Consider the following 21,581-nt stretch of genomic DNA (forward strand, 5'->3'; position numbering starts at 1 on the left):
GCTGCCATCCGCGCTATATCGCGTCGAGCGTGCCTGTCCCGCCGTTGGAGGAGATGCCGATGCCGGCGATCACTGTCAAGGCCCACGACGATGGCCGCATCATCCAGCTGGACGAGTCCATCAAGCTCATGCCGAATGCCCGACGACTGGTGACTGGAAGTTTGGCCCGCCACCTGCTTTGCTGCAGCAAAGCTGGTGGCGCCTCGAATGCTGCTGAACACAGGCGTTATGCCTGGAAGAGGTGAGGTGAAAGTCCAGAACGCAGACGAGGCAGTTGTTGATATCCGGAAACTCATAGACTACTGCTTGTGTCATGAACATCCGAGAGGTAAACACAAAGCACGAGTGTTTCTCTCGGCTTTAGGGATGACGGTGGCTCACGCGAGAGAACTCAAGGACGCCTTGCTACAGACAGTGAGTTCTCACGATTGTGCTATCGGAACCATTGATGAGTACGGTGCTCGTTATGTCGTTGACTTCGCTTACGTTAGGGGCGAAAGGCAAGCAATGATAAGAAGCACATGGATCATCAGGGCCGGTGAAACAACACCTCGTCTTACTTCCTGTTTCGTACTATGAGTACCATCCTTTTATGTCATTCAAAATCAAAGAGTTGGAAGTGGTCGCGTTACTTCGAGATTTACCAGAGGCGAAGTTGGTCAAAGGGCAAGTTGGTACTGTCGTAGAGACGCTTGGAAAATCCGCCTATGAGGTCGAGTTTTGCGGAGACGATGGCAAGGCGTACGCGATGCTCGGGATTAAGGAAGAAGACTTGATGGTGCTTCATTATTCGAAAGTCGAAGCTGCGTGAACAAGTGAAAATAGATCACGCCCGTCAAACTGACGGCGGAAAGCGCCGCGGCTTGTGGGTCATGTTAAGTCCTCGGTCATCAGCGACCTGGTTTCCCGACCCCGTCACAATGTCATCGTCGCGGGCCGGCCACCACTGACGTTCAGCACTCAGGCTAGACGCTGACGCTGACGCCGCCGATGCGCAAGCTGATTGCGCAGCCAGTCATAGACACCGGTCAGCGTGATCAGCACCAGCAGCAAGGCACCCAGTGGGACGATCAGGATGTAGCCGCCGCCGAGCCACTCTTGGAAAAATCGCCCGTTGTGGACCTCGAACAGATAGTTCCAGAGCGGCATCCGATATTGCTAGCGCACCTCTGGAGGCATCTGAAAGGCATCGGCGGCTGCACCGCTGTTGGCCACCAAGCCCTGATAATGGGTGGCGATGTAGGCGTCGCCCTCCGGTGAGGTCAGCCAGCCGGTGACCATGGTCGCCGCCGGACGCATGCTGCGCTCGACGTCGGGGGCCTCATCGACCAATAGATTGACCGCACGCTCGGCACTCGGATCGACCCGATAGAGGCCACTGAAGGAGCCGACCAGATAGGAGCCATTGGGCTGGGTGTCGAAAACCGTCGCGCCCATCACGAAGATCGGCGCTGGCAGATTGATCCGCGTGAACGGCCCCGACAGATCGGCGCGGCCGCGCCAGACGCCATCATCCGCTTGAATCAACACCTGCTCCTCGGCGGGATCATAGAGCGCATTTTTGATCTTGTGCTGCCAGGGATTGGCCGGCAGCGGCCCCGGATACCAAGCCGCCGGCACGTCGCCGGCCAGCAGCATCAGCATTGGCGGGCGCATGAAGAAGCCGGTCAGGCCAAACAACAGCAGAAAGCCGGCGCTCCAGATGCCGAGCTTGAGGTGATACTTGTGGATGAAGCGAAACAGCCGCCCCATCCAGCGCCCAGGCTTGGCGCGGCCGCGACGGCGCCGAGCCTGCAGCAGCCGCGGGTAATACCAGGCGTAGAAGGCGGAGAGGATGAAGACGCGAATGGATCGACTTGATCCAAGCCCAGCGATACCTTTGGTGACATCACCCAAATGATCAGGAGACACCCATGCCAAATCCAACACTGCTGTCCTGGCTAATGCTGATGGCGCTCCTGCTGCTCGCCAGCGTCGCGCTGGCAGCGGACCAGGACGCCGGTCTGCGCCTGCAGCCGATCAGCGACCGCATCTACGCCATCGTCGGCCCTTTTGGCAACCGCACGCCCGAAAACCTCGGCAACAATGCGACCTTCGGTTTCGTTGTCACCGACGCCGGCGTGGTGCTGATCGATCCTGGCGGCAGCGCCAAGGGCGCAGCAGCGATCGATGCGCTCATCGATCAGGTGACCGATCAGCCGGTGAAGATCGTCATCAACACTGGCGGACAGGACCACCGCTGGCTGGGAAATGAGTACTTCAAGAAACGCGGCGCGCGCATCATCGCGAGTCAGGCAGCGGTCGAGGATCAGCGCGCGCGGCTCAAAGAGCAGCTGTTCAGGCTTCAGAATCTGGTGGGTGTCGACGGTCTCGCCGGCACCGAGCCGGTATACGCAGATGAAACCTTCGACGAGACCATGACCTTCAGCCTGGGGGATACGCGCTTCGAGCTGCGCAGGATCGGCCCGGCCCATACACCGGGCGACAGTCTCGTCTGGCTGCCGGACGAGCGCGTCGCATTCAGCGGCGACGTGGTCTATGTCGGGCGTATGCCCGGCGTGATGCCACATTCCAGCAGCGCGCATTGGATCGAGGCCTTCGAGATCCTAGCCGCAGTGGAGCCCAAGGTCATCGTGCCGGGGCACGGCCCCGCTACCGACCTCTCCCAGGCTCGCGCCGACACGCTCGACTACTTGGTCTTCCTGCGCGAGACGGTTGGCGCCTTCATGGAGGATGGCGGCGATATCACACAGATTGGCACATTGGATCAATCTCGATTCGCGCACCTAGAAGACTATCAATCTCTTAAGGGCCGTAATGCTCAGCAGGTGTTCCAGGAGATGGAATGGGAGTAACCCAAGGGTCCCGACATCCGCACTCCAAGCAACCTGTCAGCCGAAGGATCGCCCATGAGCCCGCTACTCTTTCCGGTCTCGGGCGTGGAGACATGGCCCTGGCTGCCGCCGCTGATTATCGCCTTCTTCACCAGCATGGTGGGCATCTCCGGCGCCTTCCTGCCGGTGCCGTTTCAGCTCTCGGTGCTCGGGTTCGCCAGTCCAGCGGCCTCGGCGGACTGGCCGGTGCCTTTCTCGATGCCCGAGTCCAGCCTTGGGTTCCACAGCAGCTGCTTCGCGGCTTCACGGCGCTGCTCCTGCTCGCTCTGGCATTGCGCTATCTGTGGCCCGAGAGCCTAGGCGCTTGATGTCCACCCTGTCCCATCCACGATAAGCCAGTCGCTTCAGCGTTCGGCGACATTCGCATGTCCAATCACACCGAGCAGGATGAAGTCTTGCTGCAGGCTGCCGGCCGCGGCGACATGACGGCGTTTGCCCGGCTGGTCGAGCGTCATCAAGCCTGGGCTTGGCGGGTCGCTTATCGCTTCGCCGGGAATCAGGATGACGCCGCCGAGATTGTCCAGGAGGCCTTCTTACGCCTCCTCGACGCCTCCGGACGCTATCGGCCGAGCGCGCAGTTTCGAACCTATTTCTACCGGATTATCTCTCGCCTTTGCCTGGACCGAGCCAGGAAACACCAGCCGGTGCTGCTCGACCGGGTTCCAGACCAGCCCGATCCCGCCCCCAGCGCGGCAGAGAGGATGATGCGGCAAGAAACCGCCTTTGCGGTTCGCGCGGCCCTTGACGCACTTCCCCCCAACCAACGACTGGCCCTTGTGCTGCGCTACGAGGAAGACCTGGGCTACCAGGAGATCGCCGCCGCCATGGGGATCACCGCCAAAGCGGCGGAACGACTGCTCGCCCGTGGCCGGGAGCGGCTGCGCCGTCTGCTCGGGTCTCGGGAAGACTTTTTCGATGCTTGAGCGGGGGTTTTTCCAGGCTCGCGCGTTTCATGATTGGTAGCGAGGTGACAGCGATGCGCTCATGCGGCAACTATCGGAAATATCTGAACGCCTATCTCGACGGTGAGCTGCCCACAGCGCTGGGCCACGCCGTGGAGCAACATCTGGCGGACTGCCCGATATGTCGTCACGAGGTGCTGGCGCTGCGCGAACTCGAGCCACTGCTGGCAGCCGACCCTATCCCTCCGATGCCCGCTGCATTAGCAAGCCGGATAAGGATCGCAGCGGCCGACCGCCAGCAAGCACTGCAAGATCGCGGGGGTCCACGAGCGGCCCTGTGGAACAGGCGCGAGCCCCTGTTGCAACCCTGGCTGCTCAGGGGGGCGACGAGCGCCACATTCGTTCTGGGCTTGGTCTTGGGCGCCTCGATGGGGTTGACTGGTGGCCAAAAGGTTGACTCTGTCCAACGGATGAGCCCGAAAGACCCGCTAGAGGCTGCAAGCCAGTTGTATGCCTTCGATGTACTGAGCGCCACGCCCCAAGGGTCCATTGAGGCGGCTGCGCTAACGCTCCTAGCCGAAGGAGGATGAGGATCTGTGATGTGGAATACCCTGCGCCAACCCCTGTTTGCCCTCTCCGTGGGCTTGAATCTGGCCTTTATCGCCGTGTGGTTGATCCAATGGCTCCCCGCATCAGACGTCGGCGACAGCGACCCTCGATCCGCTGGGCCGGTGAATCCGAGCGTGCCGTCGCTGCTGCATCGTGAGATCGGCGTCAGCGCGGCGCAGTGGCGCCAGATCGCACCTTTGGCTCGGGATTTTCGCGCCAGCGCACAAGATCAGCGTCGACAAATCCAGGCGCTCCGCAACCAATTGCTGGAGCTGCTGGCCATGCCTGAGGTGGACGAGGCCGCGATCGCGGCCACGCAGGAGGCGATTCTCACCCACCAGCGGCAGATGCAGAACATGGTCATCGACCACTTGCTGATGCAAAAGCGACTCCTGTCTCCCGAGCAAACGCAACGCCTCATGCGCTCGCTGCGCGAGCACAGCCGCGTTGCCGACGGCATGGCTGAAGGGAAAGGTCTTGGACGGGTGCTCGATGAGCAGACCGATCCCCTGCCCAGCCCGATGCCGAATCCGTCGTCGAAACCGGGGCAGTCGGAATGAGCAACCACCGTGTCCTCTTATTGATCGCGCTGCTGATCGCCACCGTTGCGGTGGCCGGGCTGCTCTCCCTCGACGGCGTTTCCCTTGATCGCGCCGCCGGGCGCGATACCGCCGAATCCGCAAAGACGCAACAGCCCAACACAGGCAAGCCGCTGCCCCGAGTGCAGGTCATCACTGCGGCCACCTCCAGCATCGCGCGGACGCTGACGTTGAGCGGCTCGGTGGAGGCGTATCGCGTTGCCCGCCTGGCCTCTCCCGCCTAAGGACCGGTGATCGCTGTCAAGGTTCGCGAGGCTGACCAGGTGGCAACCGATGAAATCCTGGTGTCGATCGGCAGAAAACAGGGCGCTGAGGCGTTGATCCTGTCGCTTCGCGAAGAGCTGAAAAAGGAAGCGAGCAACCTGAGCCGGAGCCAGCGGCTCGTTGCCAGCCAAGCGTTGTCCGCCGAGGATCTGGACCAGGCCAGGGCCGCCTATGAGCAGGTCCACGCCGCGCTGATCCAGGCCGAGGAGACAGCCCGGGATTACGACATCAAGGCACCCTGGTCCGGCGTGGTGTCCCGGGTCGAGGTCAAAGTCGGCGAGTTTGTCGCCCCCCGAACCGTGCTGCTGGAGCTCTACGATCCAGCCAGCCTGGTGATTCGCGCGGCGATTCCAGAGCGACATGCGGCGGCGGTCAGCACCGGAATGCCAGTCGAGGTGCACCTCGATGCCGTGCCCGACCGGGCCATTTCAAGCCGAATCGAGCGTCTTTATCCTTATCTGGATTCGCAGCTCCGTACTCGCACGGTGGAGATTGCCCTGCCGCCATCCGTCGATTGGCTGCCCGGCATGTTCGCGCGGCTGACCTTGTTGCTGGAAACCGCGGAAGCAGCGGTGGTCGTGCCCGTCGAGGCCCTCACCGACACCCCCGAGGGTTCGATCATCTTTGTGGTCGAGGACGGAAAAGCGCTGGCTCGCGCAGTGGAAACCGGTATCGAGGCGGACAACCGCGTGCAGATCGTTTCCGGAATCCATGTCGGTGACAAGGTTGTCGTTGCCGGAAATGAGCGGCTGAAGGACAGCACTGAAGTCCAGATCGCGCCAGCAAAGACGTCCACCAAGACGTCAGCTCAGACCCAGGCCGAGCCGACGGCGGAAGGCTCCAGCAGGGCCGGAGGCGGCCAGTGATCCTAACCCGCTACGCCGTCCGCCGCCGGCTTGCCACCAGCGCCATCGTGGTGGCGTTGGTCGTCCTCGGGCTCTATGGCCTGTGGCGCCTGCCGTTGGATTATCTGCCCAACATCACCTACCCACTCGTCAAGGTGCAAATCAAGTGGCCTGGCGCCACACCGCATGAAATCGAGACCGACATCGCTGATCCCATCGAGCGCCTGATGTCGACGGTGGATCATCTGGATTCACTCGAGTCCTCGGCCATCGAGGGAATCTACAACCTGGACGTCAACTTTGACGATGGCGCGGATGTCGATGTCGCCTTCCAGGATGTCCTTGCCGCTTTGACGCGCGCCGAGCAGGATTTGCCGGACGACATCGAAGCGCCCTATGTCTACAAGGCCGACCCCTCGCAGTTGCCGGTCATGCAGCTGACCCTGAGCTCGGACCGTTGGGATCTGGTGCAGTTGCGGGACTGGGCCGACAACTGGCTGCAGGATCGCATCCTGGCTGCCCCGGGCGTGGCCGGGACCGAGGTGATCGGCGGGCTGGAGCGCGAGATCCGCATTCAGCTGGACCCCGCGGCGCTGGAAAAGCATGGGCTTACCCTCGATGCGGTGATCAGCGACGTGGCCGCTGACAATGTCGAGCAGACCGGCGGCCGGGTCAGGGTCGGACCTCGGGAGATCATCGCCCGGACCCTGGGCGAGTATGCAACGCTCGATGATATCCGCCAGGTCATGGTGGCTGGAGAGGGACACCGGAAGGTCTACTTACGCGACATCGCCGAGGTGATCGACGGCCACGAGGACGCACGGCTGATGACTCGGTTCAATCGCCGTGACAGTGTCAAACTATCGGTGCTGAAGGCAGCCGAGGCCAATACCGTGAAAACCGCCGAGGCGGTGGCCACGCTGCTGAGCGAGTTGGAGCCGGAGCTGCCTCCGGGGCTGCAGCTCGGGTATGTCGAGGACCAGGCGGTCTACGTCAAGCAGGCGCTGAACGCGGTTCGCAACGCCGCGCTGGCCGCGGCCGTCCTGCTGATCCTGGTCGTCTATCTGTTCCTGGGCAGCCTGCGACAGGTGCTGGTGATGGTCATCGCCCTGCCGGTGACCCTGATCGTCAACTTCGGCCTGATGAAGCTCGCCGGCTTCTCACTCAATCTGTTTTCCCTCGGCGGCCTGGTCGTCGCCATCGGCGTGGTGCTGGATAACTCCATCGTCGTAGTGGAGAACATCGCGCGCTGGCGGCACGAGCGGCCCGAGCAGGACCCCGCCGAGCAGGCGATCGAGGCTACGGCCGAAGTCGGACCGGCGCTGCTCGCGGCCACGCTGTCGTTTCTTGCCCTCTTTGTGCCCTTTCTGATCGTCCCTGGGCTGACTAGCCTGCTGTTTCGGGAACTGATTCTGGTCATTGCCGGGATCGTTGTCATCAGTCTGGTGGTGGCCGTCGCGGTCACGCCCATGATCACCGCCACCCTGTTCGGCGGTCGCCGACCGCCCCCTCAGGCGGGATGGTTCGAGCGTTTGTTCGAGCGCCTGACGCTCAGTTACGCCGGGCTGCTCGAGCGAGTGATCAGTTGGCGATGGCTGGTCATGGCGCTGTTCCTGATTCTGGTGGCCGGTGCCTTGGCGCTATCGGGACGGCTCGGCGGCGAGTTCCTGCCGCTCATCGACGACGGCCGCGTCATGGTCAAGGTCAAGATGCCGACTGGAACCGCTGTCGTCGAAACCGACCGCGTGGTGCGCGGCATCGAGGCGCAGATCCAGGGCGACCCCGTGATCGAGAGCACCTTCGCCCTGACCGGAGGACAGGTTAGGGGCTTGACCACCTACGAGATCGCCAATGAAGGACAAGTCGATATCCAACTGATCCCCAAGGCCGCGCGGGAGATCAGCACCAAGGCGTACGTCGCCCGCCTGCGCCGCGCCATCGCCAAGCAGCAACCGCCTGGCGGCAAGGTCATGGTCAAACAGATGCCGATCAAGGGTATTCACGGCCTGGGTGCCTCGGATGTGATCGTCCAGGTTCGCGGGCAAGACATGGACACCCTGGCCGAGCTTGCGAGCAAGACCCAGAAGCAGATCCGCAACCTGGATGCCTTCGAGAATGTCTTCGTCTCCGTCGATCTGAGCAAGCCCGAGTATCAGGTCCGGGTGGATCGCGTCAAAGCCGCCGCGCTCGGTGTGTCGGTGGCGGATGTCGCGACCTCCCTGCACACGCTGATCACCGGAGCGGTCGCCACGCGCTACCGTCAGGGCAGTGAATACTACGCCATTCGCCTGATCGTGCCGGAGGAGCGCTTGACCTCCAGACAGACGATCGAGGATCTACCGCTAACTTTAGCTGCGGGCGAGGTGCTGCGCTTGCGCGACATCGCGACCGTGACGTTGGGCACTGGGCCGGTGGAGATCATCCGCGAGAATCAGATCAGGCAGGTGACCATCGAGGCGGATAGCGTCGGTCAGGATCTGGCCGGTGCCGTGCGCGAGCTGCGCCAGGCGCTGGACCGCATCGAGCGACCAGCCGGATATCAGTTCGCGCTCAGCGGCAGTGCGGAGATGATGGCCGAGATGACGGAGACCGTCTTGGCCGTGCTGGCCTTCGCGCTGTTCTTCTCGTTCATCGTGCTGACGGTTCAGTTCAACAGCCTTAAACTGCCAGGACTAATTCTGGGGACGGTTCCGGTCAGTCTGGCCGGGGTGGTGTATTTGCTGGCGCTGACCCAAATCCCGCTGGGCGCCACGGTCATTATCGGCGTCCTGGTCGTGGTGGCGGCGACGGTCAACGACGGCGTCTTGCTGTTGACCTATGCCAACGAGCTGGCGCAGCGGCAGGCCTGCTCACCCCAACAGGCGGTTCTCGATGCCGCCCGACTGCGGCTGCGGCCTCGGGTCATGACCACAGTGACGACCACCATCGGCTTCCTGCCGCTGGCGCTCAACCTGGGCGAAGGCGGGGACATGCTGCAACCCATGGCAGTCGCGGCCATCGGCGGCTTGGGGATGGAAATGCTGGTCGCCTTGTTCCTGATGCCCTGTCTGTATGTGATCGCAAACCGACAGCCGGCACGCGCATCAAGCGCCAACGACCGGCGTCATCACCCGGTGCAGGCTGGTTGAGCAGGCGACGGCCCCGGTTCATGAACCTCACCGACTCCCAGATACTCGAGGAGAGGGAATACAAATGACGCATGACAGGCCCGACGCCATCGTCGTCGAGGGCCTCACCAAGGGCTTCGACAGGGTCGAGGCCGTCGCGGGGATCGCGTTTCGCGTGCGCCAGGGCGAGCTGTTCGGCTTTCTCGGCCCCAACGGCGCCGGCAAGAGCACGACGATCAATCTGCTCACCGGGCTGGCGCGCCCGGATGCCGGGTCGATCCGTTTGGGTGGCATCGACTGCACGCGCCGAGCCCGCGCGGCCCAGCACCTGATCGGTGTGGTGCCGGATGAAAGCAATCTCTACCCCGAGCTCAGCGGCCGTGACAATCTCAGCTTCTGCGGCGCCCTCTATGGTCTGCCGAAGCGCGAGCGCGAGGCCCGGGCGCGCGAACTGCTCGAAGCCTTTGGCCTCAGTGAAGCAGCAGGACGCAAGTTCGGCGGCTACTCCAAGGGGATGAAGCGCCGGCTCACCATCGCTGCCGGCATTATCCACCGACCCAAGATCCTGTTCCTGGACGAGCCGACCACCGGCCTCGATGTAGCCAGCGCCCGCCAGTTGCGCCAGCTCATCGCCGAACTCCACCGCGCCGGCACCACCATCTTCCTGACCACTCATTACATTGAGGAGGCAGAGCGGCTGTGTGAGCGCATCGCCTTCATCGTCTCCGGCCAGATCGTGCGGATCGACTCGATCGCACAACTGCTCGAGCCGCTGCAAGACCGGCAGCGGGTGCGGATCACCAGCAGCGATGGACTGAACGACGTGCCGGGCGGGCTGAACACGGCCTTTCCCGAGCTGGACTTCAGTTGCCCGGAGCCCGGTGTGCTCCAGGCAGAGACCGAGGCCGGCGCGGCACTGCGCGTGGGCGCTATCGTGCGCTGGCTTGAGGAACAGGGGATCGAGGTGCTCGAGGCACGCCGATTGCGCCCATCGCTGGAAGAGGTCTTCGTGCGCGTTACGGGTATCGCGACCGACGCCATGCGTCAGGAGCGCGAGCGCGCGGGAGGTGGCCAATGAATCATGCCGCGATGGAAAGGGGCGGACGCACCCGCTGGCGCCCTTGGGCAACCGCCTTCTGGGGCATCCTGCGCAAAGACATGCGCACCTACTACCTCAAGCCCCCCAACATCAGTTGGGGCCTGCTCTTTCCACTGGTCTGGACCGGCATGTTCTTCATCCGCTCCGGCGGCGTCGAGGATATCCGCTCGCTGCTGCCTGGTGTGGTGGCGATCGCCATCCTGTTCGGTACGACCTCGATGCTGGCGATCACGGTCACCTTCGAGAAAAAGGGCCGCTCCTTCGAGCGGCTGCTGCTCGCTCCGATCCCACTGGAGCTGCTGATGCTGGCCAAGACCAGCGGCGCTATCCTGTTCGGCGTCGCCAACGCCTGCGTGCCCATCATTCTGGCGGCCTTCCTGGTCGATCTCACGCCAGTGGCGTGGGGCTGGTTCGCGGTGGCGGTCGTCTTGATCGCGGTGGTCTCGACCTTTCTCGGGCTGTTCGTGGCCGTGGCCGTCACCGAGGTGTTCGAGGCCCAGACGCTATCGAACTTCTTTCGTTTCCCGATGATTTTTCTCTGCGGCCTGTTCTTTCCGATTGCGGATCTGCCGCTGCTGCTGCAGCCGCTCGCCTGGCTCCTACCCCTGAGCTACGGCGCGGATGCGCTGCATGGCGCGGTGCATGGCGGCAACAGTCTGCCCCTCGCGCTCGATCTGGGCATCCTCTGCGTCTATGGCGTCGGCTTGTTTCTGTTCAGTCTGTTCAGTATCCGACGGCGCTGGATCAGCTAAATGACAGGCGACGCATTGCGCCATGACCTCGGCTGAGGATCGGCTCCGCAGACTTGTTGCGTTGCTGTGATACCTCCTGAGTGTCAGCGTTCATCCAAGCGCGTCTCCCTGACCTTGTGCACCTGAGTTGGCGCTCCCGCCTCGTTTGGCTCGGGCGCATCGGCCCATTGCCGGCGGTTGATCGCATACTCGGTCACTTGGCCAACGAAGGGCAGCACCAGCATGCCGTCGAGCCGGTCGACACGCCGGGGCTCGCGATGCTGGCGGATGCCGATGGTCATGCCCTGCTGGCCGGCACGCGGCTGGGCGCGGTAGGTGCCGAGCAGCCAGTCCCACCAGGAGAGGTTGAAGCCGAAGTTGGAGTTGGTCTCGTCGTCCTCGATCGAGTGATGCACGCGGTGCATGTCCGGGGTCACGACCAGCCAGCGCAACGGGCGATCGACCCAGGCTGGTAGCGCGATATTGGCATGGTTGAACATCGCCATCGCGTTGAGGATGACCTCGAACAGGATCACCGCGACCAGCGGCGGTCCGAGCGCGGCGATCACAGCGAACTTGATCAGCATCGAGAGGATGATCTCGAGCGGATGGAAGCGCGCGCCAGTGGTCAGGTCGAAGTCGAGATCGGCATGGTGGACCCGATGCAGCCGCCACAGCGCCGGCACCGCATGGAAGAGCACATGCTGCACCCAGATGGCGAAGTCGAGCACCAGCAGCGCGAACAGGACCTCGGCCCAGAACGGCCAGGCCAGCGCATTGAGCAGCCCCCAGCCGGCACTGTTGACGTACAGCGCCATACCGACTGCGGCGGCCGGAAACAGCAGCCGCAGCAACACCGTGTTCAACACCACCAGACCGATGTTGCTGCTCCAGCGCTGCACGCGGGTCAGCATCCGCGCGCGCGAGGGCGCGATAACCTCCCAGGTCGCCATCAGCGCAAACACCCCGAGGAAGAAGCCGAGGCGGATCATCGCCTCATGGGTTTGGATGAAACTGTCCATCGTGCAGCGTCTCTCCGCCTTGGGGTCAGCAGGGGCCGAAGCCCGGGTTAATGAGGGAAGAAGCTTGACAGATCGCAATCTTTTGATCAACCATTAGGTTGAATGTTTCGATCTTCTCACGCATCCACCGGAGGCCGCCATGCATCGCACGCTGATCCGCGCCCTAGGCGCCCTGCTGCTCGTCGGCGCGGTGGCCACCGCCCTGCTCTACCGCGATCGGCTCGACGTCGCAGCACTGGAGGCCTGGGTCAGCGGCGCTGGTGCCGCGGCACCGCTGATCTTCATCGGACTCTATGCGCTGGCGACGGTGCTGTTCCTGCCCGGCACGGTGCTGACGCTGGCCGGTGGCGCCCTGTTCGGCCCGCTCTGGGGCACGCTCTACAACCTGATCGGGGCCACGCTCGGCGCCGGCTTGGCGTTTCTGATTGCGCGCCATCTCGCCGGCGGCTGGGTCCAGGCACGCGCCAAGGGCCTTCTTGCGCGGCTGATCCAGGGCGTCGAGGCCGAGGGCTGGCGCTTCGTCGCCTTCACCCGGCTGGTGCCGCTGTTTCCGTTCAACCTGCTCAACTACGCCTTGGGCCTGACCCGCATCCGCCTTCTGCCCTATCTGCTGGCGACCCTGGTGTTCATGCTGCCGGGGGCCCTGGCCTATACCTACCTGGGCTTCGTCGGTCGCGAGGCAATGGCCGGCAGCGAGGGGCTGATCCGCAACGGCCTGATCGCGCTGGCATTGCTGGCCGCAGTGGCCTTCCTGCCGCAGCTGATCGCGCGCCTGCGTCAGCGCCCGATGCTGCCGGTCGCGGACTTGAAGCGCCGCCTCGACGCCGGAGACAAACACCTCCTGGTGCTCGACGTGCGCACGCCCGAGGATTTCGTCGGCGAGCAGGGCCATCTCGCCGAGGCCGTCAATATCCCGCTGGAGGCCCTCCCTGAGCGGATCGAGGCACTCGGGCCGGACCTCGAGCGCCCGATCGCATTGCTTTGCCGCACCGACCGCCGCTCGGCCAAGGCCGCGGCACTGCTCGCCAGCCGCGGCTTCGGCCAGGTGCAGGTGGTCCAGGGCGGCATGACCGCCTGGCTGGCCAACGGCTGGCCGGTCGAACAAGCACATCGACAGGCCGACTGAGCCGCGTTCCCGGACCCGACGGTCCGCCGGACTCGCGCGGCGCACAGGGTCATTCACCACGACACGATCACCCACCACCCACCACCCACCACCAACGGAGCTATCCGATGAAAAAAACCGCCCTTTCGTTCTTCCCGATCCTGCTCATGCTGTCGGCACTGGTACCAGGCACCGCGCTGGCCGAGAAACCGAGCGACGCGCAGGCCCTCGCCGGCGTCACCGCTGGCAAGGTCGCCTGGGACATCAACATGGGGAATCCGCGCGCACTGCTGGTCAATCTGCGCGTGATCGACGAGACCTACGAGGACCTCAAGCGCCAAGGGGTCGAGCCCGACATGATCTTCACCTTCCGCAGTCCCTCGGCGCGCCTGGTCAGCACCGAGCGCACCGATGTGCCGCTGGACGAGGAAGCCGTCTACGACGAGATCGCTCAGCAGATCAAAGCATTGCTGGCCAAGCCGAAGGTGCGCATGGAGGTCTGCTCGATCACGACCCGCCTCGCCAACATCGACAACGAAACGCTGCTGCCGGGCCTTGAGGTCGTCGGCAACACCTTCGTCTCGCAGATCGGCTATCAGGCCAAGGGCTACGCGACCATCCCGATCATGTAAGCGACCCAAAGTGCGAGTCGGCCCGTCCCAGCCGTCGGGGTAGACCCAACAGTCGCGTCATCAGCCGCCATCTCGCAGAACCGTCAATCCTGCCCTTTCAGGTACTGGTAGAGCGTCTCACGGCTAACCCCGAACGCGCGGGCAAGGCTCGCCTTCTGCTCTCCGGCGCTGGCCCGGCGGCGTAGCTCTGCGGCCTGCTCCGAGGAGAGCGCCTTCTTGCGGCCCCTGTACGCCCCGCGCTGTTTCGCCAGCGCAATCCCCTCACGCTGTCGCTCGCGGATAAGAGCCCGCTCGAACTCCGAAAAAGCGCCCATGACCGACAGCAGCAGCGTCGCCATCGGCGAATCCTCGCCCGTGAACGTCAGCCCTTCTCTAACGAACTCGATACGGACGCCGCGCTGGGTGAGCGTCTGCACCAAGCGGCGCAAGTCATCAAGGTTGCGCGCGAGACGATCCATGCTGTGCACCACCACAGTATCACCCTCGCGCACGAAGGCCAGCAGCCGGTCGAGCTCCGGGCGGTGGATGTCTTTTCCGGACGCCTTATCGGTGAACACGCGATTGACCTGCACCTGATCGAGCCGGCGTTCCGGATTTTGGTCGAAGCTGCTGACGCGGATATAGCCGATGCGCTGGCCTTGCATGGGCGCTCTCCGATGATTGTGTCAGGAAAAGACACGATGACCCTGCGGAGAATGTGTCAATTAAAAAGATCATCAACTCTATTCTGACACTTTCCTGCGGCTTCTCCTGACGTCAATTTAGGGTTACTCCAATCTGACGACCGCATCATCGCGAAAATTTGGGCTTGAAATCTATCTAACGTTAACGTAAGATATAAATATCTGACGTGAGCGGCAGATAACGCAAGCGCCTTTTTTACGGAGGATCTCTCATGCCCAGTGACGTGATGTTGCACTTCAAAGAAGCTCTGGATGCCAAGACCAAGCAACAACTGGTCACCACACTTGCAGAACGGTTGGGTGTCTCCAACGAGGCTCACCACTCCGCGAAGCCGCACCTGATGTTCTTTCCGACCGATCCCGTACGCTCACCCCCGCACCGCATCCTCGCGGCGGTTCGTGAACAGGGCTACCAGGTCCAGATTGTCGATCTATGAGCCTAAAGATTGGCGCAATCGCGCAGCGTCTGGGGACGACGGTGCGAACCTTGAGGTTCTACGAAGAGAACGGCTTGGTGCATCCCGGCCGCACGCCCGGTGGGACTCGTCTCTATAACGAGGCCGATGAAGCGCGCTTCGCTGCCTTACTTGGTCTGGCTCGACTCGGCTTTTCCTTGCATCAGCTCTCTGAACTGGCCGGCCTGCGGGGATCCAGCCAGACCGGCGATGAGGCGAGTCGGGCGGTGGCCTCGCGACTCAGAGAGATGGATGCCGAGCTCGAGCAGCGTGCCCGCGCGATTGAGGAACAGCGCCAAGACATCGCGCGCGCCTTAGCGTTGGTTAAGCGCTGTCACAGTTGTCAACAACGCCCCGCCCCCGAGAGCTGCAATCAGTGCCCGGTGAGTGTCGGTGTACGGGACATCGCCGTCTTGAATGTCGTCTGGGACGAAGCGGGGTCGCGCTGACTGCGGCCCCGTGAGTGCGGGGTTGTAAGTCGTCCTGACCTCAGGACCACAGCAGGTGCCGCACAGGTCGCTTTGCTTCCCACGATTCAGCTGCGCAGCAGACCAGGTTGCATTGACTGTCAGAAGAGGAGATCGCCCAATGAATACCCCCTCGAACGTGGCTCCAATGAAGGATCTTGATCCGCGGATGCGCGCGCTTGTGCGCGAGGAAGTCGAGAGACTCCTAGCGGCAAGATCCGGAGAAAGCGCGAAGGAGGACCTGGAAACTCGGGTCACAGCGTTGGAGCGACGCGCCCCGCAGAACAAAGTCTCCATCGTCGTGTTCTCCGATGAGATGGACAAGGTTCTCGCCGCCTTCGCGGTGGCCAGCGGCGCACTCGCAATGGACATGGAGGTGTCGATGTACTTCACCTTCTGGGGTCTAAGCGCGATCCGCCGAGAGACCCACCTCGACGGGAAGGACTTCCGGCAACGCATGATGGGCGTGTTCTTACCCGAGAACAGCCGGCAGATGGGACTCTCGAAGATGAACATGCTCGGACTGGGGCCGCGCATGATGCGCACCATGATGCGAGAGAAAAACATCACATCGCTTGAAGAGATGCGTGAACTGGTCACCGAGATGGGTACCCGGATGATCGGTTGCACGATGGCCATGGACCTCATGGGCATCAAGCAAACGGAGCTCATTCCCGGCGTTCAGCTCGGTGGCGTCGCGACTTTCATGGACGAGGCATTAAACAGCCGGCTCACCTTGTTTCTTTGAGTGCTTCGGCGCAGACACCAGAGGCTCGCAACCAGCATCTCCCTATCCACCAAAGGAAGAGATAAGCATGAACTATGATGACACCCTTGATACTCGCGGCTTGAGCTGCCCGATGCCCATCTTGGAAACCAAGAAGGCTATCGCCCACATGACTGACGGTCAGGTGCTCACCGTACTTACCTCCGATCCCGGCTCCCTCACTGACATGACGTCGTTTTGCCAGGTCACTGGTAACGAACTGGTCATCGCCAGAGGCTCTGACAATTCGTTCGAGTTTACGATTCGTAAGAGTTCCGTTCGTCGTGACTCCTAACGCCACCCCTCAGATGGCCGGTGTCATAGTACCCGCCACGTATCGTGACACCTGGCATGATGGTTTCGGTGCTCGCGGCTGGAAACTCGACTGCTCTTTGACCGAGCCTTCCGTGATTGCATCCACATCAGAAACAGGATCACGTCTTCCGACCTCTGTCTTGGTGCACGACATACTCGACCACCATCTCTGTGGTGTCGGTATCGGTGGTCACAGGAACGAAGCTATTGCACTTCATCAACTTGAGATTCGTACGGGATCTGATCCTTTGCCAGACATACGACAAATTATCAACGAAGACCTGCTACAGGGCTGCGTTGAACGTGACACGATGCGCTCCTTTCTACCTAGCTCTTTGTTGTCAATGGTGCCGCACGGCGTACGCGCAGATTACGATATCATTAAATCACTAAGAAATCGTTTGACTCACGAGCAGTTGCTTCATGAGCTGGAACTGCATTTCATTAGAATTGGTCAAACGAATTCTCGAGCAGCAAAAAAAAGCTTTGAGGAATCCTGCCTCTTCTACGAGAAACGAACGTCGTTAGGCATCGCCATACAAGACCTGTTGATTGCTTTCGATCAGTACCTTGCTAGCCACTCTGTGGATTACGCGCATGGCGCATTCTATCTTACGAATGATCATTGTACGCTTCGTGTCGCTGGTCTGAGTTCAGCTTTTTACGCCGATGTGAAATGAATGTCCAGAGCGCTCAATCGTAAACAAACTGCCGTTTGGCCTTGCGATCGTAATTATTGATTCGTATGACTGACAAACAACTGATAGAGGAAATCTACCATGAAGCTGCAGACCGTGATCGCTTTATCGCTCTTCGAGCTTTATTTCATTGCAGTTGTCATATACAGCGGCATGTTTCCAGACACAATCATGCTGATTGCCAACGCCCTATTCGCCGGATGGTTGGCTATGGAAGCTATGCGTGTAAAACTTGGGCATGCGCAAGGTGAAAGCAGAACTTTCGGAATACTTTCAAGGTCTTTTCTCATTATCTCTTTCATCTCAGTAGCATTGGCATTCGCTGACTACGGGCTAAGAAAGGATGCGGCACTATTCGCATTGCCAGATGCAGCCCCCATCGCAGGCGCGTTGTTCTTAGCTGTGGGGGTTTGGTTGCGGCATATTTCGATCAGTACTTTAGGACGGTTCTTTGTGACGAAAGTGCAGGTACGACACGATCACCAGATCGTCAAGGATGGCATTTATAGCTTGCTACGTCATCCCAGCTACACAGGACTGATTCTTGGGTTTCTCGGCATCACCTTGATACTGAAGAGTGGTGTCGCATTGGCAGTATTTTTGGCGCTTGGGATTCCAGCGTACTTGTATCGGATTTGGATCGAAGAGAAAAGTCTTGTAAATGTGTTTGGCGAAGAATATGTGTCGTATCGGACTGATACCTACGCTATCGTGCCTTATGTCTACTAGCATTGCTCGTAATTGACGGCAGTCTCGCCGCTTCGCGTGGCGCTAACTGAGGTTTTCTCAGCCACCCTCTTGAGGTCCACTAAATGGATTTACGAAACCACCTTCGTATTAGCTTCGGCATTGTCGCGCTCGTCTGGTCGATATGGCTGTTCTGGTACGGTCCCGAAGTGGCATTCTCAGCAGTCAGAGATTGGTGGCCGATTACTGTGACAATGATGTTCGGTTCCGTTATTGCGGGCGCTACCAGTGAAGGAGGAGGCGCTATAGCCTTTCCCGTCTTTACTAAGGTGCTACATATCGCACCGTGGGACGCCAAACTGTTTGCCTTGGCGATTCAGGGTGTTGGCATGACTGCGGCTTCGGTAGTCATTGTATTGATGGGGATTAAAGTAGATTGGCGAGTCATCATATGGGCTAGTATCGGTGGTGCTTTGGGTATGGCATTTGGTGCGACTGGACCCGCTCACTATCTACCACCGGATGTCACGAAGATCACGTTTACTGTCATGGTAAGCAGCTTTGGCGTAGTGCTTTATGTCTTGAATCGGCGAGAACGTTCTCATCACGAGCAATTGCCAGCCAACGGAACCGTAGAGGTGAGCTTATTAGTAGCAGTTGGCGCTCTTGGGGGATTTCTGTCCAGCGTTGTGGGAACAGGATTGGACATCGTGACTTTCTCTTGTCTTGTGATTCTGTTTAGAGTCAGCGAGAAAGTGGCCACTCCGACATCAGTGATCCTGATGGCAGTGAACTCCTTGGTTGGGTGCTTCGTGTATTTCGGCTTGCTGGGGGAGATGACTGATGAGGTGCACGGTTATTGGATGGCCGCAATCCCAGTAGTTGTAGTCGGAGCGCCGGTAGGTGCCATGCTGTGTAGCTACATGTCGCGCAGAACTATTGCGAATCTTTTGATAGGACTCATTTTCATCGATCTAGTAAGTACGGTTCTTGTGATGCCGTTGACAACGGAACTAATGATGTATAGCACAGTTGCAATGTTGGTATGTTTCACATTCTATGCATCGATGATTCGGGTCGAACGTTATAAGCCCGTAACCATTGAAGAAACCTGACGCGTCAAGAGATGTTAGACCATGCACGATGGGAACTGATTCGCAACAGGGGTCGAGCAGGGTGCGTGAGTTCGACATGTCCATGATTTTGCGCACCAGAATCGGGCGGTCGGGGTGAACAGAGTTGGGAAAGGAACGGTATGCGGAGCGGCTTCGAGGGCAGGCAGGATCAATGGACCCTCACGCCAAGCGAACGGGAAGCGATCAGGACAAAAAACCAAGCCAACAGGCCTGGCTTCGCGATTCTATTGGTCTTCTTCCGTGAGCGAGGCCGGTTTGCACGTGATGCCTCCGAGATCGACGCACAAGCGATCCGTACGCTGAGCGAGCAACTCGATCTTCCGCTTCCCGCAGATGAGGACGCCTTCCCCAGAGGACGTACCGCCGAACGCCTGCGCGCCGAGATTCAGGAGCCGTTTTGGCTTCCGCGAAGCCACGGTCGCCGATGCAGACACTCTGGCGAGCTGGCTGTGCGATCAGGTCATCGGCGCGATCGGTAACGAGATCGCGCCACTGAGCGAGCGTCTGGAGGCACGCTGTCGCGAGCTCACCCTCGAGCCACCGACCGTCGAGCGGATGGAGCGCATCGCCCGCTCGGCGGTGCGCGTCTACGAAGACCGCTTTCACAGCCGCACGCTCGAGCGGCTCTCGTCGGCGACACGCAAGCGGCTGGACGCTTACCGCCTCACCCTGCGCGCGGTGATCCGCAACTCCTACCGCGGGCACTACCGGCGCATGGTACCCCAGCTACTGGCTGCTCTCGATTTCCGCTGCAACAACGACCGCCACCGCCTGGTGATGGCCGCGCTCGAGCTGGTCAAGCGCTTTGCGCAGAGCAAGGTTCAGCTCTTTCCGCCTGAGGAGGCGGTTCCACTCATCGATGGCGTCGTACGGGGGCTGTGGCGCGAGGCGGTGGTGGAGCAGGACGCCGCCGGCCAGGATCGCGTTAACCGCATCACCTATGAAATCGCCGTGCTGGAGGCCCTGCGCGAGCGCCTGCGCTGCAAGGAGATCTGGGTCGTTGGGGCCAACCGCTATCGCAATCCCGACGAGGACCTGCCGTCCGACTTCGAGCACAACCGCGAACGCTATTATCAAGCGCTGAAGATGCCGCTGGACGCGGAGCACTTCGTCACCGACCTGCGGACCAAGGTGCGTGAGGCCCTGAGTGCCCTCGATGCCGGTTTGAAGACGAATCCGGCCGTCCGACTCAGCACCAAGAAGGGCCGGAGCTGGATCACCCTGACACCCTTGGACGCCCAACCCGATCCGCCCAACCTGACCGCCCTCAACGCCACCTGGCCGATGACCAGCCTGCTCGATATGGTCAAGGAAACGGATCTTCGGCTCGGCTTCACCGAGGTGCTCAAGAGCCCGACTGCCTACGAGACCCTGGAGCGTGCAGTCTTGCAGCCACGCTTGCTGCTGTGCCTGCACGGGATGGGCACCAACGCCGGCTTGCAGCGCATGGCGAGTCTGGATTCGGGAGCGACGGCCAAGGATCTGACCTATGTGCGCCGACGCTATCTCAACGTCGACGCCATGCGCCGGGCCATTGCTATCATCGCCAATGGGGCGCTACAGGCCCGCAACCCGGCCATCTGGGGAGAGGGGACGACGGCCTGTGCCTCGGACTCCAAGCATTTCGGCGCCTGGGATCAAAACCTGACGACCCAATGGCATGTCCGCTATGGCGGGCGTGGCGTCATGATCTACTGGCATGTCGAGCGCAAGTCGCTGTGCATTCACAGCCAGCTGAAGTCGCCGTCGTCGTCAGAGGTGGCCTCGATGATTGAGGGTGTCCTTCATCACTGCACCGAGATGGAAGTCAACCGCCAGTACGTCGATTCGCACGGTCAAAGTACGGTTGCCTTCGCCTTCTGCCACCTCCTTTGCTTTGCACTGCTGCCCCGACTGAAGGCCATCCACGCGCAGAAGCTGTACCGGCCGGAAACCGGCAAAGCCGATGCCTACAAGGATCTCCAGCTGATTCTGACTCGACCGATCGATTGGGAGGTGATCCGCCAGCAGTACGACCAGATGATCAAGTACACGGCGGCACTGCGCCAGGGGACCGCTGAGACCGAGGCCATCCTGCGACGCTTCACCCGGCAGAACGTGCAGCACCCGACCTACAAGGCATTGGCTGAGCTTGGAAAGGCCATCAAGACCATCTTTCTATGCCGTTACCTGCACTCTGAAGCCCTGCGGCGTGAGATCAACGAGGGACTCAACGTTGTCGAGCAGTGGAACGGGGCGACTGATTTCGTCTTCTTCGCCCGGCGTGGCGAGATGGTCAGAAACCGGCGTGAGGACCACGAGATCAGCATGCTCGCGCTCCATCTGATCCAGAACTGCATGGTCTACATCAACACCCTGATGATCCAAACGGTGCTGGCGAGACCGCATTGGCAGGGACGGCTCACCCCTCGCGGCTATGCGGCGCTAACGCCGCTGATTTGGGAACACGTCAACCCGTACGACCGCTTCGAGCTCGATATGAGCACTCGCCTGGCCCTGCCTTAAGCGAGACCTGATTAGCAAGCTTCTTCAGCCAAGCCCCTTTTCCGCCGAGGAAAGGCGCAT

At 61.1% G+C, this 21,581-nt stretch carries 28 protein-coding genes; 24 read left to right on the forward strand and 4 right to left on the reverse strand.

Features of this window, described 5'->3' with window-relative positions; all coding sequences use genetic code 11:
- Positions 1–59: 59 nt before the first annotated feature.
- Genes AC54T3_RS13720 through AC54T3_RS13730 form a run of 3 tightly spaced genes read left to right on the forward strand, consistent with a single transcriptional unit; the run spans position 60 to position 811 of the window.
- Positions 60–245, forward strand: coding sequence for a hypothetical protein (locus tag AC54T3_RS13720; RefSeq protein WP_496625622.1), 186 nt, complete (start codon positions 60–62; stop codon positions 243–245).
- Positions 229–579, forward strand: coding sequence for a DUF6883 domain-containing protein (locus tag AC54T3_RS13725; protein WP_496625618.1), 351 nt, complete (start codon positions 229–231; stop codon positions 577–579). The genes AC54T3_RS13720 and AC54T3_RS13725 overlap by 17 nt, the downstream gene beginning before the upstream one ends.
- A complete protein-coding gene (locus AC54T3_RS13730; protein ID WP_496625581.1) occupies positions 539–811 on the forward strand; it encodes a DUF4926 domain-containing protein in 273 nt (90 codons plus the stop codon). The genes AC54T3_RS13725 and AC54T3_RS13730 overlap by 41 nt, the downstream gene beginning before the upstream one ends.
- Before the next feature lie 149 nt (positions 812–960).
- On the opposite strand, the gene AC54T3_RS13735 is transcribed toward AC54T3_RS13730, so the two are convergent.
- On the reverse strand, positions 961–1,149 hold the full coding sequence (locus AC54T3_RS13735) for a hypothetical protein (RefSeq protein ID WP_496625583.1): 189 nt from the start codon (positions 1,147–1,149) through the stop codon (positions 961–963).
- Between the two features lie 9 nt (positions 1,150–1,158).
- Positions 1,159–1,911 carry a hypothetical protein gene (locus tag AC54T3_RS13740; protein ID WP_496625584.1) on the reverse strand — a complete coding sequence of 251 codons (753 nt, stop codon included), beginning with the start codon at positions 1,909–1,911 and terminating at the stop codon, positions 1,159–1,161.
- A gap of 2 nt (positions 1,912–1,913) precedes the next feature.
- On the opposite strand from AC54T3_RS13740, the gene AC54T3_RS13745 reads away from it, so the two are divergent.
- The 10 genes from AC54T3_RS13745 to AC54T3_RS13790 all read left to right on the forward strand — a co-directional run bounded on the left by AC54T3_RS13745 (position 1,914) and on the right by AC54T3_RS13790 (position 11,071).
- The gene (locus tag AC54T3_RS13745) at positions 1,914–2,855 is read left to right on the forward strand and encodes an MBL fold metallo-hydrolase (RefSeq protein ID WP_496625586.1); all 942 of its coding nucleotides are present in this window, start codon (positions 1,914–1,916) and stop codon (positions 2,853–2,855) included.
- 54 nt (positions 2,856–2,909) lie between these two features.
- Complete coding sequence (locus AC54T3_RS13750; RefSeq protein WP_496625588.1) at positions 2,910–3,194, forward strand: hypothetical protein; 285 nt, start codon at positions 2,910–2,912, stop codon at positions 3,192–3,194.
- Positions 3,195–3,259: 65 nt separating this feature from the next.
- On the forward strand, positions 3,260–3,817 hold the full coding sequence (locus tag AC54T3_RS13755; protein WP_496625590.1) for an RNA polymerase sigma factor: 558 nt from the start codon (positions 3,260–3,262) through the stop codon (positions 3,815–3,817).
- A gap of 53 nt (positions 3,818–3,870) precedes the next feature.
- Positions 3,871–4,386, forward strand: coding sequence for an anti-sigma factor (locus AC54T3_RS13760; protein WP_496625592.1), 516 nt, complete (start codon positions 3,871–3,873; stop codon positions 4,384–4,386).
- A 9-nt stretch (positions 4,387–4,395) separates the two neighbouring features.
- On the forward strand, positions 4,396–4,965 hold the full coding sequence (locus tag AC54T3_RS13765) for a Spy/CpxP family protein refolding chaperone (protein ID WP_496625620.1): 570 nt from the start codon (positions 4,396–4,398) through the stop codon (positions 4,963–4,965).
- 20 nt (positions 4,966–4,985) lie between these two features.
- Positions 4,986–5,228, forward strand: a complete 243-nt coding sequence (locus AC54T3_RS13770; RefSeq protein ID WP_496625594.1) for a hypothetical protein — start codon at positions 4,986–4,988, stop codon at positions 5,226–5,228.
- 6 nt (positions 5,229–5,234) lie between these two features.
- Positions 5,235–6,134, forward strand: coding sequence for an efflux RND transporter periplasmic adaptor subunit (locus AC54T3_RS13775; protein WP_496625595.1), 900 nt, complete (start codon positions 5,235–5,237; stop codon positions 6,132–6,134).
- Positions 6,131–9,241 carry an efflux RND transporter permease subunit gene (locus AC54T3_RS13780; RefSeq protein WP_496625597.1) on the forward strand — a complete coding sequence of 1,037 codons (3,111 nt, stop codon included), beginning with the start codon at positions 6,131–6,133 and terminating at the stop codon, positions 9,239–9,241. Before AC54T3_RS13775 ends, AC54T3_RS13780 begins: the two co-directional genes overlap by 4 nt.
- 64 nt (positions 9,242–9,305) lie before the next feature.
- Complete coding sequence (locus tag AC54T3_RS13785) at positions 9,306–10,298, forward strand: ABC transporter ATP-binding protein (protein ID WP_496625599.1); 993 nt, start codon at positions 9,306–9,308, stop codon at positions 10,296–10,298.
- Entirely contained in the window at positions 10,295–11,071 is a 777-nt protein-coding gene (locus tag AC54T3_RS13790) for an ABC transporter permease (RefSeq protein ID WP_323685444.1), read from the forward strand. The genes AC54T3_RS13785 and AC54T3_RS13790 overlap by 4 nt, the downstream gene beginning before the upstream one ends.
- A gap of 83 nt (positions 11,072–11,154) precedes the next feature.
- On the opposite strand, the gene AC54T3_RS13795 is transcribed toward AC54T3_RS13790, so the two are convergent.
- Positions 11,155–12,072 carry a sterol desaturase family protein gene (locus AC54T3_RS13795; RefSeq protein ID WP_496625602.1) on the reverse strand — a complete coding sequence of 306 codons (918 nt, stop codon included), beginning with the start codon at positions 12,070–12,072 and terminating at the stop codon, positions 11,155–11,157.
- A 139-nt stretch (positions 12,073–12,211) separates the two neighbouring features.
- Here AC54T3_RS13795 and AC54T3_RS13800 point away from each other — a divergent pair, with 139 nt between their 5' ends.
- Both AC54T3_RS13800 and AC54T3_RS13805 read left to right on the forward strand, forming a co-directional pair.
- Positions 12,212–13,198, forward strand: a complete 987-nt coding sequence (locus AC54T3_RS13800; RefSeq protein WP_496625604.1) for a VTT domain-containing protein — start codon at positions 12,212–12,214, stop codon at positions 13,196–13,198.
- Between the two features lie 107 nt (positions 13,199–13,305).
- Entirely contained in the window at positions 13,306–13,809 is a 504-nt protein-coding gene (locus AC54T3_RS13805) for a DsrE family protein (protein WP_496625606.1), read from the forward strand.
- Positions 13,810–13,892: 83 nt separating this feature from the next.
- Here the strand turns inward: AC54T3_RS13805 and AC54T3_RS13810 are convergent, their stop codons facing one another.
- Complete coding sequence (locus AC54T3_RS13810) at positions 13,893–14,453, reverse strand: recombinase family protein (RefSeq protein ID WP_496625607.1); 561 nt, start codon at positions 14,451–14,453, stop codon at positions 13,893–13,895.
- 251 nt (positions 14,454–14,704) lie between these two features.
- Between AC54T3_RS13810 and AC54T3_RS13815 the strand changes: the two genes are divergently transcribed.
- From AC54T3_RS13815 to AC54T3_RS13855, 9 genes are all read left to right on the forward strand, one after another.
- Complete coding sequence (locus AC54T3_RS13815) at positions 14,705–14,929, forward strand: hypothetical protein (RefSeq protein ID WP_410760814.1); 225 nt, start codon at positions 14,705–14,707, stop codon at positions 14,927–14,929.
- Positions 14,926–15,396, forward strand: a complete 471-nt coding sequence (locus tag AC54T3_RS13820) for a MerR family transcriptional regulator (RefSeq protein WP_410760815.1) — start codon at positions 14,926–14,928, stop codon at positions 15,394–15,396. Before AC54T3_RS13815 ends, AC54T3_RS13820 begins: the two co-directional genes overlap by 4 nt.
- A 139-nt stretch (positions 15,397–15,535) precedes the next feature.
- Positions 15,536–16,162: a DsrE/DsrF/DrsH-like family protein gene (locus AC54T3_RS13825; protein WP_410760816.1), complete on the forward strand. Its 627-nt coding sequence runs from the start codon at positions 15,536–15,538 to the stop codon at positions 16,160–16,162.
- A 67-nt stretch (positions 16,163–16,229) separates the two neighbouring features.
- Positions 16,230–16,475, forward strand: coding sequence for a sulfurtransferase TusA family protein (locus AC54T3_RS13830; RefSeq protein WP_496625610.1), 246 nt, complete (start codon positions 16,230–16,232; stop codon positions 16,473–16,475).
- The gene (locus AC54T3_RS13835; RefSeq protein WP_410760818.1) at positions 16,465–17,175 is read left to right on the forward strand and encodes a hypothetical protein; all 711 of its coding nucleotides are present in this window, start codon (positions 16,465–16,467) and stop codon (positions 17,173–17,175) included. The genes AC54T3_RS13830 and AC54T3_RS13835 overlap by 11 nt, the downstream gene beginning before the upstream one ends.
- 99 nt (positions 17,176–17,274) lie before the next feature.
- Entirely contained in the window at positions 17,275–17,922 is a 648-nt protein-coding gene (locus tag AC54T3_RS13840) for a methyltransferase family protein (RefSeq protein WP_496625611.1), read from the forward strand.
- Positions 17,923–18,005: 83 nt separating this feature from the next.
- Complete coding sequence (locus tag AC54T3_RS13845) at positions 18,006–18,995, forward strand: sulfite exporter TauE/SafE family protein (RefSeq protein WP_496625612.1); 990 nt, start codon at positions 18,006–18,008, stop codon at positions 18,993–18,995.
- A 140-nt stretch (positions 18,996–19,135) separates the two neighbouring features.
- Positions 19,136–19,495, forward strand: a complete 360-nt coding sequence (locus AC54T3_RS13850) for a DUF4158 domain-containing protein (protein ID WP_496625614.1) — start codon at positions 19,136–19,138, stop codon at positions 19,493–19,495.
- 76 nt (positions 19,496–19,571) lie between these two features.
- Positions 19,572–21,521, forward strand: a complete 1,950-nt coding sequence (locus AC54T3_RS13855) for a Tn3 family transposase (RefSeq protein ID WP_496625616.1) — start codon at positions 19,572–19,574, stop codon at positions 21,519–21,521.
- The last annotated feature ends 60 nt before the right edge of the window (positions 21,522–21,581 follow it).

The sequence above is a fragment of the Halochromatium sp. NSM3 genome, from assembly GCF_059621085.1.

Excerpts from the sequence above, each read along its gene's own strand:
- AC54T3_RS13720 (WP_496625622.1), top strand. The coding sequence starts at position 60 with ATGCCGGCGATCACTGTCAAGGCCCACGACGATGGCCGCATCATCCAG.
- AC54T3_RS13725 (WP_496625618.1), top strand. The coding sequence starts at position 229 with ATGCCTGGAAGAGGTGAGGTGAAAGTCCAGAACGCAGACGAGGCAGTT.
- AC54T3_RS13735 (WP_496625583.1), bottom strand. The coding sequence starts at position 1,149 with ATGCCGCTCTGGAACTATCTGTTCGAGGTCCACAACGGGCGATTTTTC.
- AC54T3_RS13745 (WP_496625586.1), top strand. The coding sequence starts at position 1,914 with ATGCCAAATCCAACACTGCTGTCCTGGCTAATGCTGATGGCGCTCCTG.
- AC54T3_RS13750 (WP_496625588.1), top strand. The coding sequence starts at position 2,910 with ATGAGCCCGCTACTCTTTCCGGTCTCGGGCGTGGAGACATGGCCCTGG.
- AC54T3_RS13755 (WP_496625590.1), top strand. The coding sequence starts at position 3,260 with ATGTCCAATCACACCGAGCAGGATGAAGTCTTGCTGCAGGCTGCCGGC.
- AC54T3_RS13760 (WP_496625592.1), top strand. The coding sequence starts at position 3,871 with ATGCGCTCATGCGGCAACTATCGGAAATATCTGAACGCCTATCTCGAC.
- AC54T3_RS13765 (WP_496625620.1), top strand. The coding sequence starts at position 4,396 with ATGTGGAATACCCTGCGCCAACCCCTGTTTGCCCTCTCCGTGGGCTTG.
- AC54T3_RS13785 (WP_496625599.1), top strand. The coding sequence starts at position 9,306 with ATGACGCATGACAGGCCCGACGCCATCGTCGTCGAGGGCCTCACCAAG.
- AC54T3_RS13790 (WP_323685444.1), top strand. The coding sequence starts at position 10,295 with ATGAATCATGCCGCGATGGAAAGGGGCGGACGCACCCGCTGGCGCCCT.
- AC54T3_RS13795 (WP_496625602.1), bottom strand. The coding sequence starts at position 12,072 with ATGGACAGTTTCATCCAAACCCATGAGGCGATGATCCGCCTCGGCTTC.
- AC54T3_RS13800 (WP_496625604.1), top strand. The coding sequence starts at position 12,212 with ATGCATCGCACGCTGATCCGCGCCCTAGGCGCCCTGCTGCTCGTCGGC.
- AC54T3_RS13805 (WP_496625606.1), top strand. The coding sequence starts at position 13,306 with ATGAAAAAAACCGCCCTTTCGTTCTTCCCGATCCTGCTCATGCTGTCG.
- AC54T3_RS13810 (WP_496625607.1), bottom strand. The coding sequence starts at position 14,453 with ATGCAAGGCCAGCGCATCGGCTATATCCGCGTCAGCAGCTTCGACCAA.
- AC54T3_RS13815 (WP_410760814.1), top strand. The coding sequence starts at position 14,705 with ATGCCCAGTGACGTGATGTTGCACTTCAAAGAAGCTCTGGATGCCAAG.
- AC54T3_RS13820 (WP_410760815.1), top strand. The coding sequence starts at position 14,926 with ATGAGCCTAAAGATTGGCGCAATCGCGCAGCGTCTGGGGACGACGGTG.
- AC54T3_RS13825 (WP_410760816.1), top strand. The coding sequence starts at position 15,536 with ATGAATACCCCCTCGAACGTGGCTCCAATGAAGGATCTTGATCCGCGG.
- AC54T3_RS13830 (WP_496625610.1), top strand. The coding sequence starts at position 16,230 with ATGAACTATGATGACACCCTTGATACTCGCGGCTTGAGCTGCCCGATG.
- AC54T3_RS13840 (WP_496625611.1), top strand. The coding sequence starts at position 17,275 with ATGAAGCTGCAGACCGTGATCGCTTTATCGCTCTTCGAGCTTTATTTC.
- AC54T3_RS13845 (WP_496625612.1), top strand. The coding sequence starts at position 18,006 with ATGGATTTACGAAACCACCTTCGTATTAGCTTCGGCATTGTCGCGCTC.
- AC54T3_RS13850 (WP_496625614.1), top strand. The coding sequence starts at position 19,136 with ATGCGGAGCGGCTTCGAGGGCAGGCAGGATCAATGGACCCTCACGCCA.
- AC54T3_RS13855 (WP_496625616.1), top strand. The coding sequence starts at position 19,572 with ATGGAGCGCATCGCCCGCTCGGCGGTGCGCGTCTACGAAGACCGCTTT.